18 protein-coding genes are annotated in these 19,960 nt (G+C 73.6%); 4 read left to right on the forward strand and 14 right to left on the reverse strand.

Annotated features, from left to right (window positions below; all coding sequences use genetic code 11):
* Positions 1-122: 122 nt before the first annotated feature.
* Together AC067N_RS04140 and AC067N_RS04145 are read right to left on the reverse strand one after the other, a co-directional pair.
* On the reverse strand, positions 123-716 hold the full coding sequence (locus AC067N_RS04140; protein ID WP_478677338.1) for a 3'-5' exonuclease: 594 nt from the start codon (positions 714-716) through the stop codon (positions 123-125).
* A 65-nt stretch (positions 717-781) separates the two neighbouring features.
* Entirely contained in the window at positions 782-1,615 is an 834-nt protein-coding gene (locus AC067N_RS04145) for an AraC family transcriptional regulator (protein ID WP_478677339.1), read from the reverse strand.
* A 96-nt stretch (positions 1,616-1,711) separates the two neighbouring features.
* On the opposite strand from AC067N_RS04145, the gene AC067N_RS04150 reads away from it, so the two are divergent.
* A complete protein-coding gene (locus AC067N_RS04150) occupies positions 1,712-2,566 on the forward strand; it encodes an NAD(P)H-binding protein (protein WP_478677340.1) in 855 nt (284 codons plus the stop codon).
* 283 nt (positions 2,567-2,849) lie between these two features.
* Here AC067N_RS04150 and AC067N_RS04155 read toward each other — a convergent pair whose 3' ends face one another.
* From AC067N_RS04155 to AC067N_RS04175, 5 genes are all read right to left on the reverse strand, one after another.
* Positions 2,850-3,278, reverse strand: coding sequence for an acyl-CoA thioesterase (locus tag AC067N_RS04155; protein ID WP_478677341.1), 429 nt, complete (start codon positions 3,276-3,278; stop codon positions 2,850-2,852).
* 93 nt (positions 3,279-3,371) lie between these two features.
* A complete protein-coding gene (locus tag AC067N_RS04160) occupies positions 3,372-4,055 on the reverse strand; it encodes a hypothetical protein (RefSeq protein ID WP_478677342.1) in 684 nt (227 codons plus the stop codon).
* Positions 4,056-4,115: 60 nt separating this feature from the next.
* On the reverse strand, positions 4,116-4,715 hold the full coding sequence (locus AC067N_RS04165) for a histidine phosphatase family protein (protein ID WP_478677343.1): 600 nt from the start codon (positions 4,713-4,715) through the stop codon (positions 4,116-4,118).
* A gap of 3 nt (positions 4,716-4,718) precedes the next feature.
* Complete coding sequence (locus tag AC067N_RS04170) at positions 4,719-5,252, reverse strand: HAD domain-containing protein (protein WP_478677344.1); 534 nt, start codon at positions 5,250-5,252, stop codon at positions 4,719-4,721.
* Positions 5,253-5,388: 136 nt separating this feature from the next.
* Positions 5,389-6,597, reverse strand: a complete 1,209-nt coding sequence (locus tag AC067N_RS04175) for a pyridoxal phosphate-dependent aminotransferase (RefSeq protein WP_478677345.1) — start codon at positions 6,595-6,597, stop codon at positions 5,389-5,391.
* A 94-nt stretch (positions 6,598-6,691) separates the two neighbouring features.
* On the opposite strand from AC067N_RS04175, the gene AC067N_RS04180 reads away from it, so the two are divergent.
* Positions 6,692-7,324 carry a winged helix-turn-helix transcriptional regulator gene (locus AC067N_RS04180; RefSeq protein ID WP_478677346.1) on the forward strand — a complete coding sequence of 211 codons (633 nt, stop codon included), beginning with the start codon at positions 6,692-6,694 and terminating at the stop codon, positions 7,322-7,324.
* A 92-nt stretch (positions 7,325-7,416) separates the two neighbouring features.
* On the opposite strand, the gene AC067N_RS04185 is transcribed toward AC067N_RS04180, so the two are convergent.
* The 3 genes from AC067N_RS04185 to AC067N_RS04195 form a co-directional block, all read right to left on the reverse strand.
* Positions 7,417-8,226, reverse strand: coding sequence for a hypothetical protein (locus tag AC067N_RS04185; protein ID WP_478677347.1), 810 nt, complete (start codon positions 8,224-8,226; stop codon positions 7,417-7,419).
* Positions 8,226-9,494 (reverse strand): VWA domain-containing protein, encoded by a 1,269-nt coding sequence (locus AC067N_RS04190; protein ID WP_478677348.1) that lies wholly within the window; start codon positions 9,492-9,494, stop codon positions 8,226-8,228. The genes AC067N_RS04185 and AC067N_RS04190 overlap by 1 nt, the downstream gene beginning before the upstream one ends.
* Positions 9,495-9,704: 210 nt before the next feature.
* Positions 9,705-11,207, reverse strand: coding sequence for an IucA/IucC family protein (locus AC067N_RS04195; RefSeq protein ID WP_478677349.1), 1,503 nt, complete (start codon positions 11,205-11,207; stop codon positions 9,705-9,707).
* Positions 11,208-11,370: 163 nt separating this feature from the next.
* On the opposite strand from AC067N_RS04195, the gene AC067N_RS04200 reads away from it, so the two are divergent.
* Both AC067N_RS04200 and AC067N_RS04205 read left to right on the forward strand, forming a co-directional pair.
* Positions 11,371-12,951, forward strand: coding sequence for an IucA/IucC family protein (locus AC067N_RS04200; protein WP_478677350.1), 1,581 nt, complete (start codon positions 11,371-11,373; stop codon positions 12,949-12,951).
* Between the two features lie 342 nt (positions 12,952-13,293).
* Positions 13,294-13,452 carry a hypothetical protein gene (locus AC067N_RS04205; protein ID WP_478677351.1) on the forward strand — a complete coding sequence of 53 codons (159 nt, stop codon included), beginning with the start codon at positions 13,294-13,296 and terminating at the stop codon, positions 13,450-13,452.
* A gap of 425 nt (positions 13,453-13,877) precedes the next feature.
* Here the strand turns inward: AC067N_RS04205 and AC067N_RS04210 are convergent, their stop codons facing one another.
* From AC067N_RS04210 to AC067N_RS04225, 4 genes are all read right to left on the reverse strand, one after another.
* Complete coding sequence (locus AC067N_RS04210) at positions 13,878-14,159, reverse strand: hypothetical protein (protein WP_478677352.1); 282 nt, start codon at positions 14,157-14,159, stop codon at positions 13,878-13,880.
* A gap of 162 nt (positions 14,160-14,321) precedes the next feature.
* The gene (locus AC067N_RS04215; protein ID WP_478677353.1) at positions 14,322-16,661 is read right to left on the reverse strand and encodes a S9 family peptidase; all 2,340 of its coding nucleotides are present in this window, start codon (positions 16,659-16,661) and stop codon (positions 14,322-14,324) included.
* Positions 16,634-18,418, reverse strand: coding sequence for an N-acetylglutaminylglutamine amidotransferase (locus AC067N_RS04220; protein WP_478677354.1), 1,785 nt, complete (start codon positions 18,416-18,418; stop codon positions 16,634-16,636). Before AC067N_RS04220 ends, AC067N_RS04215 begins: the two co-directional genes overlap by 28 nt.
* 228 nt (positions 18,419-18,646) lie before the next feature.
* Positions 18,647-19,834: a carboxylate-amine ligase gene (locus tag AC067N_RS04225; RefSeq protein WP_478677355.1), complete on the reverse strand. Its 1,188-nt coding sequence runs from the start codon at positions 19,832-19,834 to the stop codon at positions 18,647-18,649.
* Positions 19,835-19,960: the final 126 nt, after the last annotated feature.

Genomic DNA, 19,960 nt, shown 5'->3' on the forward strand with positions numbered 1-19,960 from the left:
GTGCGGGTGGGGGGTACGCCGAGGGAGGAATACCCCCGAAACGACACTTCCGCACCGACACACGGCCACAAGGGGGAGAATCCGCCGTGAACGGCCGGGAGGCGCCCGCGCTGCCCGGGGCTCTATGGGGCGGGGGTCCACGCCATCAGGTTGGCCAGGAGTTCCGCCTGCTCCACGGCGTCGTCGAGGGCGTGGTGCGTGTGCCGGCGCCGCGAGAGCAGATGGCGCGGCATCGTCCCCTTGGCCACCGCCCGCAGCGGGACCTTCGCCTTCGTGGCGTACAGCGTCTTCATGTCGAGGCACCCCGAGTGCCCGAACGGGCTGTCGCCGGTGAAGCGGATCAGGTACCAGTACAGGAACGTCCAGTCGTACGACGCCGGGTACCCGCACATCACCGGCTGCGCCCCCGCGCTCACCTCACGCACCCACGCGCCGAACTCCCCGAGCGCGACCGCCGGGTCGGCCCCCCGCACCAGCAGCCGCTCCCGGTCCAGGCCGCTCACGGCCAGCGCCTCCGACACGAACTCCTCGCTGATCGGCCGCAGTTCACGGTAGAAGGTGTGTTCCTCCGGGTCGGCCGGCGTGAAACCGTCCACGTCCTGCCGGCCCGCGACGGCCGCGCCGACGCTGAGCATCGAGTAGGGGCCGGGGATGGGTCCGTCGGCCTCGATGTCCACGGAGATGTACAGACTGGGCTTGATCCTGCGTAGTGCCATGGGGCGAGCATGACGGCCGGCCGACACGCGGCGCATCCGGATTTCGGGCCGGGCGGACTCGGCCTCTAGGGACGCGCGTACGCCTGACAGGGCCGGCCGGCGGGACGGCGGCCGGTGAAGAACGAGGCCGGGGGTACGCCCATGAGGGTGCGGAAGTCGGCGGTCATGTGCGACTGGTCGTAGTACCCGGTGGCGGCCGCGAGCTGGGCCCACGGGACGGCGGGGGAGCGGTGCGTGAGGATGTGCCGCACCCGCGCGATGCGGGCGAAGTGCTTCGGCGAGACCCCCACCCCGTCCGCGAAGAGATTCCGCAGCTGCCGCTCGCTGACGGCGAGGCGCTCCGCCGATTCCCGCACACCTCGGGGGAGATGGCCGGGACCCGTCGACAGCGCGCGCACCGCCGCACGCAGCATCGCGGTACGGGGGTCGTCGGCAGGGGCGAGGTGCTCCGACAGGACCTCCGCCAGGCGGGGGAGGATCGACTCGGCCTCCGGCGAACGGAGTTCGTCGGCGAGTCGGCGTGCCGCCGCTGTCGGGAAGTCGCCGAGCCGGATCACCTTGCCCACCAGGCCGGCCGCCGGGACACCCAGCAATGGGCGCGCTGTGCCCGGCGCCAGGCGCAACTGCACGCAGGAGACCGGTCGTTCGCTCACGTGGTAGGACGCCCGGGGGCGCGGGCCCACGACCATGACGACCCGGTGGCCGCTCTCCTCGGCCCGTACGACCAGCTTGGTCGCGGTGTCGGGGAGATGGGCGTACGGCTCCTTCGGATCACCATCCGTCGGCGCGGCCTCGGCCTCCGCTCCGTCGAACCACGCCCGCAGGGCGTCGGGCAGCGGGCCGGGCCCTTCGGGTGCGCCGGCCCCGGCCCCGGTCTCGTACGTCGTCGGCGTGTTCACCCGTCCACCGTAGACGCCGGACACGCTGGAACGGGGGTCGGCGACTGTGCCGGAATTTCCTAGAGTCCGGGGCCGGCGATCGGCAGCCTGGTGGGCATGATCATCGTCACGGGTGCCACCGGCACCATCGGCAGTGAAGTCGTACGACAGCTCGCGGCGCGCGGTGAGAAGGTGCGTGCCCTCACGCGGGACCCGTCCCGAGCGCGGGTGCCCGGCGGTGTGGAAGTGGCGCGCGGGGACCACCGCGAACTCGCGACCGTCGAGGCCGCGATGGCCGGGGCCTCGGCGCTCTTCGCGGTGGGTGTGCTGGGCCCCGGTGACGGAGAGGTGGACGCGGCCCTGGTGGACCTGGCCCGCGCGGCGGGCGTCGGGCGCATCGTGAAGCTCTCCGCCATCGGCACCGGGGACCCGGCTGCCGGTCCCGGCGGCAACTGGCATCTGCCGGGCGAACGGGCCGTCCGCGACAGCGGGTTGGAGTGGACCGTCCTGCGGCCCTCGTCGTTCGCCTCCAACACGCTGAGCTGGGCGCAGGCGATCTGCTCCGGTTCACCCGTGCCCAACATGACGGGCACGGGTACCCAGGGCGTCGTCGACCCCCGCGATGTGTCGGAGGTCGCCGTGGAAGCGCTCCTCACCGCACGGCACGCGGGGCGGACCTACACCCTGACCGGCCCGGAGGCCATCAGCACCGCGGACCAGGCCGCCACCCTCGCCTCCGTGCTCGGCCGGCCGGTCGGGACGGTCGACCTGTCGCCGGGGCAGGTACGGGACCACCTGGTGGCCGCGGGGATGGGGGACACCTATGTGGAGGGCGTCGTTGCCGGGACCGCGTTCGTGCGCGCGGGCGGTGGGGCCGACGTGACCGACGACGTTCCGCGGGTGCTGGGCCGACGGGCGCGCACGTACCGGGAGTGGGCGGAGGACCACCGGGAGGCGTTCGCCGCGACGTGACGGGTGGCGCACCGACCGGGGCGGCTTCCGCCTTCGTCATGTCCTCCTGCGCCTCTCGTCCCGTTCGCCGTACGTCGATGTGCGCCGGATGTCCCGAATGGGCCGCCGGGTGTCGATCGTGAAGCACCAGGGGTGGCGCCCGAGCCTCCCGTGCCACCGCAAGGGGCCGCTTCGCGATGACGGACCTGCTCCTGCTCGCCTTCGAGAACGACCCGAAGCCGCTGAACCCGCTGGACTGAGCAACCGGAGGGCTGTCACTCGCCGTTCGGGCTGTGGGCCGCGCTCACAGCCCGAACGGCTTCGGGTCGGCGGCCAGCTCCCTGAAGTACTCGCGCGGGTCGGCGACGAGCTTGCGTGTCCGGAGGTCCAACAGCCCGCCCACACCGGTGATCTCGGCGGCCACCGTGCCGTCGGCCTTGCGAATCGTCTGCTCCATCCGGAACGTCCTGCCCTCGCCCCAGAGGAACGCGCAGGTCACCTCGACCTCGTCACCGGCGAGCAGCTCACGCCGGTAGCTGATCGTCGTCTCCAGGGCGACGGGACCGACGCCCTTCGCCATCAGGTCGGCCTGCCGGATCCCGGCCGCCTGGAGCAGCGACCAGCGCGCGTGCTCCCCGTACTGCAGGTACACGCTCTGGTTGAGGTGTCCCTGGACATCGGTCTCGTACCCCCGGACGGTCACCGGGACGGAAAACGGCTCGGACTCTGACACAACTACCCCTCGGCTGCCTCGGCGGTGAACAGGACGGACGCAAGCCTACTGAGCGCTTGCTCATGTTGTGGTCGACGGTCCGGCTCTGGCCGGTCACACCTTCCTGGGTGAGGCCAGCAGATACCGTTCGCGGGTCCGCGGGTCCGTGTGCTCGCTCGCGTGCCAGCCCGCCTTCTCCAGGGTCCCCGCGCAGGCGCGCAGCGCCCCGGCGTCCGGCTCGTGCACGGCGACGGCCTCCGGCTGCGGGGTGGCCCGCACCCGGTAGCCGCCACGCTCCGTCTGCGCGCCCGCCGGGCGGTGGCCCGCCGCCTCGAGGGCGAGCGCGGCGGCCCGTACGAGATGCGTGCGCTCCCAGCCGCACGGGCGGTCGGTGGCGCCGCCAGGGTTGGTCATCCGCCGTAGTTCGAGGAGTCCCTGCCAGGCGCTGTGCACCTCACGGGCCCGTGCCGGCCCGGCCTCGGCGGACTCCTCGCCGCCCACCCGGGCGGCGAACACCCCCGACTCGGCGGGGGCGGGCGGAGCCGGGGACGGCGCCGGTGCGGGGCCGGCGGGCGCGGCGGCCCCGGTGCGTTCCGCGGCCTCGGGCGGCGGGCCCGTTTCCCGTATCCGGTGCCCGGCCGGCGTCAGGAAGTGATCGTGCGGCGGGCGTGGGTGGCGGAACGCCAGCCCTCGCTTCACCAGCGCCGCCAGCTGGGCCGCCGTACCCGTGAGCCGTCCGGTCACGGGCTCGGCGGCGTCGATGATCCGCCGCTGGACGGCGGTCGGCGGTCGGGTCACGACGACCTCCCTTCCCGCAGGAGCGCTGTCGTACGCGGACGACGTCAACCCACTCGAAGACTACGAGGAGGGTCTGACATTCCATGCCGCGAGCACCGGACGGCCGTGTTCCGTACCGAGCCGGCAGACCGTGCCCGTGGCGAGCTGGAACAGCGCCCCGGCGGACACCGGCAGCCCGAGGTAGCGCGCCGTCAGGACGCGCAGGAAGTGGCCGTGCGCCACCAGCACCACACAGCCCTCCGTGTTCGCCAGCGCCGCGTGCGCCTTCGCCAGTATCCGGTCGGCGCGCGCCCCGACGTCCTCCGGGCCTTCCCCGGGGTGGTCGGGCGGTCCCGGAGCCACCCCGTCGGTGAACAGGAACCAGCCGGGCCGCGTCCGGTGGATCTCCTGGGTCGTCACCCCTTCGTACGCCCCGTAGTCCCACTCGGAGAGGTCCGCGTCCACCTGCGCCCCGGCGAGCCCGGCCAGCTCGGCCGTCTGCCGGGCCCGCTTCAACGGACTGACGAACACGGCCCCGATCCGGTGCGAGTTCAGCAACGGCGCCAGCCCGCGCGCCTGTTCCCGCCCCCGGTCGGTCAGCGGCAGGTCCGTCCAGCTGGTGTGCTGCCCGGACAGCGACCACGAGGTCTCCCCGTGCCGCACGAGAAAGAGATCAGCCATGCCTCACAGGCTACGAGCCCACCGCTCCAGTTCCTCGAACTCCGGCTCGCGCAGCCCCCGGCGGGGGTCGATCCGCAGCAGCAGGGCCGGTGTGTCGTGGTGCCGGGCGACATGGCGGACGTCGAGGTCGGTGATCATGTCGTCGACCCAGACGAAGGGCCGGCCGGCGGCCCACTCCAGGACCCGGCGGGTCTTCCAGTAGAGGCCGTCGGGGTCTCGTGCGAAAAGATCGGTGAACTCGATGACGGGCAGGTCGCCGGGGAGGCCGATCACGGGGCCGATCATCTCGTTCGCGTCGTGCATCCAGGTGGTGGCCCAGGCCAGGTCGTACGGCAGGGCGAGCAGGCGCTGCCCGTGGGCGGGGTTGAGGCGGACGCGCAGGCCCCGGCGGAGCCTGCGGGAGCCGGGTTTCTGGCGGGCGGACCAGAGGGTGGGGTGCACCCGGCGGGTGATGTAGCCGCGCGGTCGCCGCAGGCGGGCGCCGAACGGGTTGAGGGGGCCGTCGACATCCAGCAGGAGCAGAGGTCGGTCAGTCATGGGAAGGGTCTACCCACGACGGGGCGGTCGGCCTGCCGGAGGTCCCGTACGACGACCGGGAGGCAGCCCCGGACGCGGTTCCCCGGAACCGCCCGGCCGTCCCTCGCCGAGGGGCCCCCAGCTCCGCGGCCCTCCGCTACTGCCGATAGCCGCTCAGGAACCGTCCGATACGGCTGATCGCCGCGTCCAGATCGTCCGCGTGCGGCAGCGTGAGGATGCGGAAGTGGTCGGGGGCCGGCCAGTTGAAGCCCGTGCCCTGGACGACCTGGATCTTCTCGCGGAGCAGCAGGTCGAGGACGAACTTCTCGTCGTCGTGGATCTTGTGGACCTTCGGGTCGAGGCGCGGGAACGCGTACAGCGCGCCCTTCGGCTTGACGCACGACACGCCGGGGATCTCGTTGAGCTTCTCCCACGCGACGTTCCGCTGCTCGTGCAGACGCCCGCCCGGCGTGGTCAGGTCCCGGATGGACTGACGGCCACCGAGCGCGGCCTGGATGGCGTACTGGGCGGGGGCGTTGGCGCACAGCCGCATGGAGGCCAGCATCGTCAGGCCCTCCAGATAGTTGCGGGCGTGCTGTCTGGGTCCGGTGACGACCAGCCAGCCGGAGCGGAAGCCCGCCACCCGGTAGGTCTTGGACAGGCCGCAGAAGGTGAGCACGACCAGGTCCGGGGCGAGTGCGGCGGCCGAGTGGTGCACGGCGTCGTCGTACAGGATCTGGTCGTAGATCTCGTCGGCGAAGACCATCAGGCCGTGCCGGCGGGCGAGATCGAGGATGCCCTCGATGATCTCCTTCGGGTAGACGGCGCCGGTGGGGTTGTTGGGGTTGATGATGACGACGGCCTTGGTGCGGTCGGTGATCTTCGACGCCATGTCGTCCAGGTCCGGGTACCAGTCGGCCTGCTCGTCGCACAGGTAGTGGACCGCCTTGCCGCCGGCCAGGGTGGTCACGGCCGTCCACAGCGGGAAGTCCGGCGCGGGGATGAGGATCTCGTCGCCGTCCTCGATCAGCGCCTGTACGGCCATGGAGACCAGCTCGGAGACGCCGTTGCCGAGGAAGACGTCGTCGACGTCGACCTCCAGGCCGAGGGTCTGGTAGCGCTGGGCGACCGCGCGTCGGGCGGAGAGGACGCCGCGCGAGTCCGTGTAGCCGTGGGCCTGCGGGAGCATCCGGATCATGTCCTGGAGGATCTCCTCGGGCGCCTCGAAGCCGAAGAGCGCGGGGTTGCCGGTGTTCAGGCGCAGCACGCTGTGGCCCGCCTCCTCCAGCGCGTTCGCGTGCTCGATCACGGGGCCGCGGATCTCGTAACAGACCTCGCTGAGCTTGCTCGACTGCCGGAACTCCATGCGCTCTCGCCCTCCGGTTCGCTATGTCGCTTGTTCGCTTGGTTTTACCAAGTAGGCGCTTGGAAAGTCCAATGACATGTCTAGACTGCGTCGCATGTCACCTCGCCGAAGCTACGACCAGTACTGCTCCGCCGCCCGGGCGCTCGACCTCGTCGGTGACCGCTGGACCCTGCTGATCGTGCGCGAACTGCTCGCCGGGCCGCGCCGCTACACCGACCTGCACGCGGACCTGCCGGGCGTCAGTACGGACGTCCTCGCGTCACGGCTGAAGGACATGGAGCGTGACGGTCTGTCGACCCGGCGCCGGCTGCCGCCGCCGGGGGCCGCGTACGTGTACGAACTCACCTCGCGCGGAAGGGCGTTGCTGCCGGTGCTCCAGGCGCTGGGGGAGTGGGGCGAGGGTGTGCTGGGCGACCGGCGGCCGACGGACGCCGTACGGGCGCACTGGTTCGCCCTGCCGCTGCTCCGCGACCTCGACGGTTGTGCCGCCGGGCTCGTCGAAGTGCGGCTGGCGGAAGGGACGTTCCACCTGTGGGCGGGCGCCGGGGAGGCGCCGGTGTACGGCGACGGGCCCGCTCCGGGGGAGCCGGACGCCCGGCTGTCTCTCGACGAGGAGACCTGCGGCGCGGTGGGCCGGGGGGAACTGGGCCTGAGGGACGCCGTAGGGCAGGGCCGGGTCGAGGTCACGGGGGAGGGGGCCCTGGCGAAGGAGTTGCGGGAGGGATGAGTTCCGGTGAGGGCGCTCGCGGGCGTCCCTTCCGGGCGGTCCGTGCGAAGGCCCGCCGAACCACACGTGGTCGGCGGGCCGTTGAACGGGCGTCAGGCGCCCGGCGGCGGCACCCTCGCCGGGCGGCCCGAACCGCGGGTGAGGGAGTAGCCGCCGATGCCCGCGAGGGCGGCCAGGACCGCGCCGAGCGCGGTCCACACCCAGCGGTCGCTCCACCAGCCCGAGGCCCAGCCGTCGTCGGGTTCGAGGGAGGACAGGACGGCCTCGGCCGAGGAGTCCTCGTCATCCTGCCGCGAGGTCACCGCGATGCCCGGCACGAGCGGCTGCGCCAGCGACCCGTCGACCGCCGCCGCACCGCCGATGTCCTTGGACTCGGCCCGGACCTCCACGCCCACCGGCAGGCCGAGATCGGCCGTGGCCAGTCGCGTCGTCGTCAGCCGGACGTAGTACGTGCCCGGCAACGGGTCGCCCGACCACTGCTCCGACCAGGCGCGGACCGTGCGCAGCGTGCAGGACAGCTCCACGGAGGCCGCCCCCGCGTCGGCCGTGCGCGTCTGTGCCCCGTACTGGCAGGCCTGGCGGCGCCGCAGCCCGTCGTACACGTCGAGCTGCCACGTCGAGGACGACCCGGCCGCCTCCGGCAGCTTGACCGTCGCCCGCACGGTGGGGCGTTGGCCGGCGTCCGCCGGGAACGACCAGTACAGGTAGTCGCCGGTCGAGGCGCTCGCCGTCGCGGTCTCCCCCTGTTCGAACTCCGCCGCCGTACGGAAGGAGGTGCCCGCCTCGGTGGGCGCGTCACCGTTCTCCGACGGGCTCGCGGAGGGAGTGGAGTCGGCCGCCGCCGGGGAGACGGCCAGGGCCAGCATCAGCAGGGCGGCGCCCCACACACGTGTGATCCGCATCAGTTGGTCCTCCAGACCGCGACCCGCCAGCGCGACAGCCAGCCCCACAGCACACCCGCCAGGAACCCGGCGAGCACCAGCACACCGAGCAGCCACCAGCCGCGGCCGAGCCCGAAGGAGGCCACGTCCTTCGCCTGGTCCGGTCCCTCCACGACATCGACGGTGATCTCCAGCGGCAGACCGGGCGTGGTCTTCACCCCGCCGGCCGGCGCGTACGAGTGGGTCACCTGGAGGCACACGGTCTCGGCGACGTCCTCGTCCTCCTCGTCCTCGGCCTCCGCCTTCGGGTAGCGCAGACCCGTCGATATCACGTCCGTACGGCCGTTCCCGGCCGCCTCACCGCGCACGATCTCGCGGTTCTTCACGGTGACCGCACGCAGCAGCACCCCGTAGGACGGGGTGACGTCACGGTCCGCCGCGACGCTCACCGAGGCCCGCAGCTCCTGGCCGGGCTTCACGTCCACGCGGTACCAGCGCTGCTGGTTGAACTCCTCGCGGTCGGTGAACAGACCCGAGGTGAGCGTGGGCGCCTGGGCGCACGCCTCGGCGCCCTCGACGGCCTTCGGTACGACCACCGGGTCGGCGGCGCGGTCCACCAACTGGTTGACGCGGTCGGTGAGTTCGTCGCGGTGCTCGATCGAGGTGTACGTGCCGCCGGTCGCCTCGGCGATACAGCTGAGCTGGACGCGCATCTTGGCGTTGGGGACCAGGCCGAGCGTGTCGATGGTCAGGCCGATGCCCTTGGCCGCGATCTCGCGGGCCACCTCGCACGGGTCGAGCGGGGCGCAGGTGTCCTCGCCGTCGCTGATCAGGACGATGCGCTTGGTGCCCTCGCCGCCCTCCAGGTCGTCGGCCGCCTTCAGCAGCGCCGGGCCGATCGGGGTCCAGCCGGTCGGGGTGAGCGTGGCCACCGCGGTCTTCGCCTCGGTGCGGTCCAGCGGGCCCACCGGGTAGAGCTGCGCGGTGTCCTTGCAGCCCGTCTTGCGGTCGTCGCCCGGGTAGTCGGCCCCCAGCGTGCGGATGCCGAGCTGTACCTCCTCGGGTGTCGCGTCCAGGACCTCGTTGAACGCCTGCTTCGCCGCGGCCATCCGGGACTGCCCGTCGATGTCCTTCGCCCGCATCGAACCGCTGACGTCCAGCAGGAGGTTGACCTTGGGCGCGGTGGCCGTCGTCTCGTCGGCGACGGCCGTGGACGGGACGGCGATCCCGGCCGTCAGGGCGGCGAGCAGGGCGAACACCCCTGCTGCCGGCCGATGTCTTGTGATCATCGGCGGATCCTATTGACCGGGAGGCCCGCGCTTCAAAACGAGACCGCCCGTTCACCGGCCGGACAACGGCACCCGCCGCGCGGGCGGGGAGGCGGGCGCGCGGCGGAGGTTCGCCCCGGCCGCCGGGCCGCCGACGGGCCCGGTGGCGAGTGGCCGTTCCGCCGATGGGCCCCGGTGACGAGCCCCGGCCCCGGGCCCCACCGGCGGTCGTCACCGCAGGGGAGTCGGCAGCTCCGCCCAGATGTCACCCGGCCGCTCCGGCGAAAGACGCATCAGCGTCAGCGCCTTCGTCGGTACCGGCCCCTCCAGCAACGTGTCCAGATCGGCGGTCGGCGGCACGTCCCGTACGGCGGCGGAGAGCGCCTCGCGCAGCACGGGCGTCGAGCCCGCCGTCGCCCCCAGCGCGCCCGTGATCAGCGCGCCGAACAGCTTGCGGCGCAGGGCGGTCTCGTCGTCCGTGATGATGCGACCGGTCATCGCGGGGGCGGCGAGCCCGTGCCGGGCCAGCCGGGCGGGGCTCACCCTGATGTCCGCGAGGTCGCGGTAGACGAGCCGCACGGGGGCACCCGACGGCGACAGCACCACCAGAAGGTTCTGGCCGTGCGCCTCCAGCGCCACACCCAGGTCGAGGAGCCGGAGGCAGACCGTGAGCGCGAGTCGGCTGAAATCCGCCAGCCACGAGGGTGACCGGGGCAGTCCGGTGGCCCCCAGCGCGGCCACCGGGACGACCCGCTCACCGGCGGCGGTGTCCGCGTACCTCTCCGGCGACTCCCGCAGGACGGCCGCCAGGTCCGGCGAACCCGCGGTGACCGCGCCGAGCGTACGGGTCACGTGCAGCAGCCCGTCCGCGCGGTCGGCGACCTCCGCCATGAAGTCCGACACGATCGCCGAGGTCTCGATCGAGTAGACCGAGATGTCCCGCACGGAGGACGTCAACCGGGCGCTCAACGCGGTCTTCACATGCTCCCCGCCCTCCGCGAGGGCGAGGGTGCGCAACGACATCAGCGGATGTGCGTCGATCACCTCGCCCGGGGGGCACTTGAGCACATGAGCCGCCTGCCACGGATGGACCGGCACCAGCACCCGTCCCCCGTCCCGGAAGCGCTCCGGCCACTCCCCGACCACCAGCGCCTCGTCCACCGGTGCCAGCCCCAGCGGTACGAGCTGCCGGTGCTCGGGCCCGTAGGCGAGCTGATCGGCGGCGGAGAAACCGGGCCGGGAACGGCAGTTGGGGTGGAAGGGATGTCCGTCGACGATGGACTGCTCCCACTCCCGGCTCGTCACCGGCGCCTCCGCCACCGTCGGTCGGCCGGCCCGCGACAGCGCCAACGAGGCCGCGCTGTGGTCGAGTTCGGCTGCGAAGGCGGCACTGTGCGGGACCGCGAGCGCGCTCATCAGCCGCGCCGGACGGTCGTACGGCCGCCCGCCGAACCACACCTGGTCGACCGGCGCATCCGTGGCGTACGGGTCCACCGGGGGGCCGTGCAGCCGGCGGCCGTCGGCCAGCAGGAGCGTGACGCCGTCGTCCCCGGCCGTCTCCCGGCGCACCACCCAGGGCAGCGGTTCGTGCACGAGGCCCCGCCACAGCCGCGCCAGCACTGCCGCCCGGGCACCGGGCAGCGCGGCCGTGTAGGGCAGCGTCAGACCGGGGCGCACGGCGCCCAGCTCGGCGCCGAGCGCCGCCTCGGCATCCGACATCGGACGGCGGTCCACGGGCGGCCTCCTAGGGGGCGGTACGACGACGGGCGGATACGGCACCGCTGTCGACAGCGGCGTACGACCACTGCCCGCCCGCCTCCGCGGCGACGCATGACGGCGTCGGGACAAGCCACCTCGGGCAGACATACTGATCACACGTGCACCGTATGTGGAACGAATGGACTCCGTGGACGCCAACCCGCCCCGCGACGACGTCGGGACCGCCGCCGACGCCCACGCCGCCGCACCGCTGCTCAACTGCCTCCTGAGGGAGGTGGCCGAGCCCGTCGGACCAGGTGTGTACCGCCTCGCGGCCGGGGGCCGCCTGCTGCGCGTCCGGGGCACCCGCCGCCCCACCGGCCCCGAGGTGTTCACGGACGGCGCCTGGCGTCCGCTGACCCACGCCGGACTGGTCGAACTCACCGCCGACGAACTCCGCCTCCGCACCGGCCTGGCCAACCCCGAGCTGCCCGCCGAGATGCTCGACAGCCGCGAGACCGTGGCCGCCTTCCTCGCGGCGCGCGCCCACGCGACGGCACCCGAGGACCCGTACCGCCGTTCGGAACAGTCGCTGGTCACCGGGCACCCGTACCACCCCGCCCCCAAGGCGCGCGGCGGCGGCCCGGCCGCCGCCTGGCTGCCCTACGCGCCGGAGGCGTACGCCGGTTTCCCGCTGACGCTGCTCGGGGTCCGCCAGGACATGCTGGTCGAGGAGGGCGACACCACCGCCCTCGACACCCTGGGCGCGGCCCCGCCCGGCTACCGGCTGCTGCCCGCGCACCCCTGGCAACTCGACCTGGTGGGTGAGCGGTTGGCCGAGGCTTTCGCCGACGGACGGCTGATACGGCTGGGGCACACGGCGGGGGAGGTGTGGCCGACGGCCGCGATCCGCACGGTGTGCGTCCCGGGGGAGGTCGTTCGAGGGAACCCCGGTGGGACGCCCGGCGAGGTCCCCGGGGCGGACCGCTTCGAGGCGGACCTCTTCCTCAAGTTCAGCCTGGACGTGCGCATCACCAACGACGTACGCCGCCTGTGGCGCCACGACCTGCTCAAGCTGCGCCGCACGGACGCGGCGGCCGGCGCGGCCCTCGCCGCGCTGCCGGACGGCGCCTGGCTGAGCGACCGCGGCTACCGCACCGCCGCCTTCGCGTTCGAGGAGCTCGCGGTACTGGTCCGCGACGGGCTGGCCGGACATCTGGCCCCCGGCACGACCGCCGTCCTCGGCGCCGCCCTCACCGAGGACACCGCGGCGTTCCCGGACAACCCGCTGGTCCGCGCCACCGCCCCCGGCGAATGGTGGAAGGCGTATCTGCGCGCGGTCGTGCCCCCGGCCCTCGGCGCCTTCCACCACCACGGCGTCGTCCTCGAAGCCCACCTCCAGAACACCCTGGTGGCCTGCGACGCCGCCGGCACGCCCGTCCAGGCCCTGTACCGGGACGCCGAGGGCGTGAAGCTCCTGCCGGACGTGACCCGCGAGGCGGGCTGGGAGCGGCTGGTGTACTGCCTGTTCGTCAACAACGTCCTGGAGGTCGGGGCGGCCGTGGCCGAACACCACCCCGGGGTCGACGTCCGGGCCGCCGTACGCGGGGAACTGGACCGGCACCGCGAGGTGCCCGGCGTCGAGAACCTCCTCGACGCGGCGACGCTGCCCGGCAAGACGAACCTGCTGCTGCGCTGGACCGGGGCCGACGGCGCGGAAGCCCGCTACCTCCCGCTGCCCAACCCGTTCCGGCATGCCGACCGCTCCGGGGCCGCGTAACGCCCTGCCTGAGGGGACTCGGGCACGTCCGGCCCGCCTGTACCGCGCCCCGAGGGGAGCACGGCCGCCGCGGCCGTCCGGCCGTGGCCTCCCCGTGACGCCGGAGGTGCCTCGTGAGCGGCGGGAGTGATCCGGCCACCGCTGCCGACGCCCTGGACGCCGAGTTCGCGGAGACCGTGCGGGGGATCGGCGCGTCCATCGGCGCCCTCTATCTGCTCGCGCCGGACGAGGAGGTGCTGCGCCTCCGTCTGCTGTGCGGATCGCCGGCCGAGTTCGCCGCCCCCTGGACGCGCGTGCCGCTCGGCGCGCGCCCCGGTGGCCGTCGCGGCCCGGGAGGGCCGCTTGGTGTGGGTGGGCGGGCAGGAGGAGATGGCCCGCTCCTTTCCGCGCACCGCGATGGTGCTCCCGTACCCGCTGGCCCTGGCGGCCGCCCCCGCCACCGGCGCACGGCGGTGGGGGACGCAGCTGCTGATGTGGCCGACCGGCCACCCCCGTACATGACGGCTCGCGAGCGGGGACATATCGAGTCCCGGTGCAGACGCCTGGCCCGGCTGCTCGACGAGAGGGAGGAGCACGACGGCGTAGCGGTGCCCGCCTGCCTGCCCCGCGTCGTCCCCACCGGGACCGGCCGCCCGTCCATGAGCAAGGAGATGGCCCTGGCGGACTTCGTGGAGCGCCTGCCCGGCGGCAGTTGCGCCCTGGACCTGGAGGCACGGTTCACCTACGTCAGCAAGGGCGCCGGCGAACTCTTCGGCCGCGATCCGGGCCGGCTGCCGGGCACCCTGCCGTGGCAGTCGCTGCGCTGGCTCGACGAACCCCTCCATGAGGACCCCGGGAGCCCGTCTCCTTCACCGCGCGCCGCCCGCCCGGCCGGTGGCTCGGCATCCATCTCCATTACGCGCCGGTGCCGAGGGTGCCCCGCGCGGTCAGCCGACCCGCTGCTCGCGCTGCTCGCGCAGTTCGTGGACGGTGGCGGTCAGCGTGCCGTCCTGCTGCTCGTAGTGCGACAGGGCGAGCCCGAGACCGAAGAAGGTGGGCGCCCACTCGCCGACGAACAGACCCCAGCGGTCGGCCCGGTCCAGCCCGGTGCCCGGCTCCATCTTGAGGGAACCGGCCCAGGCCACGACGGTCAGGCCGATGGAGGCCATGGCGGCGATGTAGGCGTGCTCGCTGCGGATGCCCATGTCGTGCAACTTCTTGATGACCATGATCGGCTCCTCGGGATGGGGGGATGTCCGCTCGGCGGGCGAGTGCCCCCGGGCGGGACACTCATGCACCGAATTGCCGGAAATGCCCTTTGTGTGAAAGGGGTCGGCCTTCCGTGCTCCGGGCCGGCGGAGGCCCGGCCTCCCGAACCCGGGGCGGCCGGATCAGTCCGCGACGCGGCGCTCGATCCAGTCGGCCGCGGCCCGGCGGAAGATCCGCCTGCTGTCCGCGCGCAGGAAGTCATGGCCTTCGTTGCGCAGCAGCAGCAGTTCGGCCTCCAGGCCCCGCTCGCGGGCCGCGCGCACGAACTGCTCGGACTCGCCGAGCGGCACATTCGTGTCGTGTTCGCCGTGGACGGCGAGGAGCGGCACCCGCAGCGCGTCGATCCGGGTCATCGGGGACAGCGCGTGCAGCAGTTCGCGGTCGTGTTCCGGATGGCCGTACTTGTGCGCCGCCGACTCCGCGATCCACGGCTCGGTACCGGCGTAGAAGGTCGCGAAGTCCGACATGCCGCACGCCGCGACACCCGTGCGGAACAGCTCCGGGTGCCACACGAGCGAGGCCATCACCAGATAGCCGCCGTAGGAGCGGCCCATGACGGCCAGCCGCCGCGGATCGGCGAGACCGGCCTCGACGACGTGGGCGGCGCAGTCGGCGACGTCCTCGATCGCGGCGAACCGTCCCGTACCGAGGTCCGCGTCGACGAACGACCGGCCGTGTCCGGAGGAGCCGCGCACGTCCGGGGCGAAGATGTCGAGCCCCCGGCCCGACAGCTCGTGGTACAGCGGGTTGAAGACGGGCCGTTCCTGCTCCTCCGGACCCCCGTGCAGATGGATCACACAGGGTGCCGGCTGCCCCGGGGCGCGGCCCGGCGCACGGTAGTACCAGCCGCTCAGCGGCAGCCCGTCGCGCGCCATCGGCCGCAGCGGCACGGGACGCACGGGCGGGCGCCCCGGTGGTACGGCGTCCTCGTCCCGCGACGACCACTCGGTGCGCCGAGCGGCGCCCTCGGAGAGCCACCACACACCGGGCCGCCGCTGCGACCCGGACAGCGCCAGCACCAGGTCCGAACCACCGCCGGCCCGCACCATCCGGGTCACCACCTCGTGCGGCAGCGACACGGCCCGCCGCACCCCCACCGACGCGTCGCCCGCGGACACCGCGACGGCCGTGACCTCCAGCTCGGTCGCTCCCCGCACGTTCCACGCCAGGGCCGCCGTGGACCCGTCGTGACCGAACGTCAGCAGTTCCAGTCCGCACCCGTCGCGCTCCGCGGCGACGGCCATCCCCAGCGGCTCGCCCTCGGGCGCCAGCCGCACGGCGAACAGCGCGGCGAACTCGCGTGCCGCGTCGCTGCGCAGCCACAGCGTCGTGGCGTCGGGGGAGAACCGGCCGATCCACGGGTCCCCGTCGGCGACCGGCAACGCGAACGTGGTCCGCAGGTCGGAGGTGCGGACCACGAGCGCCTCGCGGCGGCCGCGCGGGCCCCGGCGCACCAGGGCGAGCCGGCCGTCCTGGCTGAGGTCGCACACCCGCAGTGTGGCGGCGCCGCGTTCGACCGCCAGCAGCTCGGGCGCCGCCGCGCCCGTGGGGTCGACGAGGTAGGCGGCGAGACCGCCACCGGCCGCCCCCTCCCGGTCGGCCTCCCGGTCGTTTCGGCGGGCGGTCCCGCCCTCGCGTTCCGCGAGATGGTCGGCGGGTCCGGCGTCGCCGTGGTGCGGGCCGCCCAGCAGCACGGCCCGGCCGTCGCGGACCGCCCAGCCCGGCGGGCGGGCCGGCGTGTACGTGTGCGGGTCGGCGAGGCCCGGCTCCGCACGGGCGGGCGTCTCCTCGGTGTCGCCGCCGCCCGGCAGGAGGACCGGCTCGGCGACGGTGACGGCGACCGCCGAGCCGTCGTGCTGCCAGCAGCCCAGATACGCGGAGCTGCCCGGCTCCGCACCGGCGAGGACCCGCCGCCCGGTGCCGTCGGGCCGGACGCACAGCACCCGGGTGTGCTCGCCACCGCCGGGGGCGGTGGTGTAGGCGATCCAGCGGCCGTCCGGCGACCAGGCCACCTCCTTGACCGGGTGAGGATCCGAGTCCAGCAGGTGGACCTCGCGTCCGTCCACCGGACCGGTCCACAGCTGCGGCACCCCGCCCCGGTCGCAGATGAACGCCACCTGACGGCCCGTGGGGTCCACCGAGGGGTACCAGCAGCCGTGGGACCGCAGCGGCTGCGGGGTGTCCCGGGTCCCGGCGGTCTCCGGCAGCGGCACCGGCACGGGCGCCGTCGACGCCGGGGGGGCGAGGCCGGACATCCCGGCCCGCGCGGTGCCCGGAGCGGCCCTGGCCGGGGACACGGCGCCGTGGTCCAGGGGCAGCCACGGCAGCCCGCCGACGACGTCCTCACCGGCGCGGATGTCGAAGGGAGGCTCCGCGGTCGGATCCGACGGGGCTGCCGTGGCCGGGCGCGAGGGCCGGCTCCCCTGCGCCCCGGTCAGCTGATTCCGTGCGTTTGCAGCCATATCTCCAGCAAAGCTACCTGCCACAGGGCGTTCGCCCCACGCCTCGTACGGTGCTCGTCCGGCGCCGAGAGCAGCTTGGCCACGTACGCCTCCTCGAAAACACCGCGCGACGCGGCCTCGGGGGCCGACAGGGCCTCGGTCACCCGGTCGAGTACCGGGCCGGCCATGTTCATGATCGCGGGGACCGGGAAGTAGCCCTTGGGGCGGTCGACGACCTCCCCGGGCAGGACCCGCCGGCCGGCGGCCTTGAGGACTCCCTTGCCTCCGTCGGCGAGCTTCAGCTCCGGCGGACAGGCGGCGGCCAGCTCCACGAGTTCGTGGTCGAGGAACGGGACCCGGGCCTCCAGCCCCCAGTCCATGGTCATGTTGTCGACCCGCTTGACCGGATCGTCGACCAGCATCACCTCGGCGTCGAGCCGCAGCGCCGCGTCGAGGGCCGTCTCGGCACCGGGGCGCGCCATGTGCTCCCGTACGAACTGCCCCGAGACGTCGTGGTCGGGCAGCATGTGCGGCTGGACGATCCCGGTGAGATCGCCGTGCGAGCGGTCGAAGTACGTCTCGATGTACGCATGGTGGGCCCGCTCCCTGGGCACGGCGGCCATGTCCGGGTACCAGTGGTAGCCGGCGAAGACCTCGTCGGCGCCCTGGCCGCTCTGGACGACCTTGACCTCCTTGGCCACCTGCTCGGACAGCAGGTGGAAGGCGACCACGTCATGGCTGATCATCGGCTCGCTCATCGCCTCGACCGCCGTGTCCAGGGCCGTCGACACCCGGTCCGAGGGCACCATCAGCTGGTGGTGGTCCGTGCCGAAGCGCCGGGCGACCAGGTCGGAGTAGTGGAACTCGTCGCCGTCCACACCGCCCTCCGACTCGAACCCCACGCTGAACGTCGCGAGGTCCGTCTGCCCCTCGTCCGCCAGCAGCGCCACGATCAGACTGGAGTCGAGGCCGCCCGACAGCAGGACGCCCACGGGCACGTCGGCGACCATGCGGCGGCGTACGGCGGTGCGCAGCGCGTCGAGCACCGCGTCGCGCCAGTCGTCCGCGCCCAGCCCCGCGTGCTCGGGCCGGCGCGTGTACGACGGCTGCCAGTAGCGGATGTCGCGCCGGCGTCCGTCGGGCTCCACGACGCGCACGGTGGCCGCGGGCAGCTTCCGCACCCCGTTGAGGACGGTGCGGGGCGCGGCCACCGTGGCGTGCCAGCTCATGTACTGGTGCAGGGCGACGGGGTCGAGGGAGGTGTCGACGCCGCCGCCCGCCAGCAGGGCCGGCAGCGAGGAGGCGAAGCGCAGCCGCCCCGGCGACTCGGCCAGGTACAGCGGCTTGATGCCGAGCCGGTCCCGGCCGAGCACGAGCCGGCCGGTGTCCTGTTCCACGATGACGAAGGCGAACATGCCGAAGAAGCGGTCGACGCAGCCGGTGCCCCACTGCTGGTACGCCTTGAGCACGACCTCGGTGTCGGAGTCGGAGAAGAAGCGGTGGCCCAGTCCGCGCAGTTCCTCGCGCAGTTCCCGGTAGTTGTAGACGCAGCCGTTGAAGACACCGGTGATCCGGCCGGTGGAGTCGGCCATCGGCTGGGCCCCGCACTCGGACAGGTCGATGATCTTCAGCCGCCGGTGCCCCAGGGCCACGGCGCCCTGCGACCAGACGCCCCTGCCGTCCGGTCCGCGGGCGGCGAGTCGGTCGGTCATGCGCTCCACGGCCGCCAGGTCGGGGCGGCCGCCGTCGAAACGGATCTCTCCGGTGAGACCGCACATCAGGCCGCACCCCCTCGCGGATGGACGCCGGTCGTGCCCGGCGACGAGGGAGCGCCGAGTGGGGACCACCCGGTCTGATCGGTATCGGTGTTGCTGGTGGGCATGTCGAATCTCCTTGATCGCAGGCGGCACACCGGCGCCGCGGAGCGGACCACGACCGCTCCGGGGGTGGCGCCGCCCCCTCGGGGGGCGTCGGCCGGTGACCGCCTTTCCGCATGGCTGCGCGGTTCAGCCCCCGACGGCCTGCACCGGGCCCGCCGCCAAGGGCCCCCGCACCGCGGCACCGTCCGCCGCTGCAGGCCGGCGCACCGCGGTGGGCACGGGGCGCCTGCCGCGCTCCCCCCGGGTCTCGGCGACCACCGTCTCCACGGCCGCGCGCAGACCGTGGACCTCGGCGACCCCGCGCAGCCGGTGGGCGGCGCTGCCCTCGGCGAGGGTCTGCGCCATGAGCAGACGCACGATCTCCCAGTCGCCGCAGGACTCCAGGGCCGGACGCAGCCTCCGGAGCATGCCGCGCAGAACGACGGGCGCGGGCGCGGGCAGACGGGTGACCGGATCGACCAGGTCCCCCTCCAGTCCCGCCCGGGCCGCCCGCCAGACGGCTGCCCGGAGCCATTCGTGCCTGCCGTCGCACACCTGGTCCCCCCGCTCCAGCCGGACCCGGGCGTCCTCGACGAGGGCCCGGAACAGCCCGGCGACGAGCACGACCGTCTCGGTACGCGGACAGGCGTCGCAGATCCGCAGCTCCAGGGTCCGCTGGTGGTCGGACGGCCGCAGGTCGTAATAGACCATCCCCGGGTCGCTGATCACTCCGCCGCGGATCAGATCCGCGACGGCGGCGTCGTAGTCGTCGGCCGAGGCGAAGCAGCCGACCGGCCCGGCGGTGGGCCAGCGCTGCCACAGCATGGTGCGCCAGCTGGCGTACCCGGTGTCGGCGCCCAGCCAGAACGGTGAGCTGGCGGAGAGCGCCAGCAGCGGGGGCAGCCAGGGCGAGACGGCGCACATGATCCGGACGGCCGTGTCGCGGTCCGGTACGTCGACGTGCACCTGCGCGCTGCACACGAGGTGCTCGTCGGAGACCTGCCGGTACTCCTCGGCCATGGACCGGTACCGCCGGTCCGGGGTGGGGTCACCCGGGGTCACCTGCGCGAACGGTACGGTCCCGGCGGCGGCGACGGCCAGCCCGAGAGGGGAGGCCGCGGTGTCCAGCCGTCGCCGAGCCCCCGCCAGGTCGGCGCGCAGGGCCTCCAGCGAGGTGTGCACCCGGCTGTTCCACTCGACGGCCGACCGCTGAAGCTCGGGTTTGAAGCCCGGTCTGCGCAGACGGCCGAGGATCGCGTCTGCGCCCGGGACGAGTCGCCCGCTTTCCAGGTCCAGGACGTGGAACTCTTCCTCAACGCCTACCCGAACGGCCACGATCTCTCCCTCTTCCGTTCCCGAGATCGCCCGCCGGGCAGGGGACCCGCGGCGACCGTTGCGCCATGCGGGTTCCCGGCAAAAGCATAAATAAGCCTCAAGATCCTGCACGTTTGTCGTGGTCGT

It is taken from the genome of Streptomyces sp. NPDC042364, assembly GCF_056437585.1.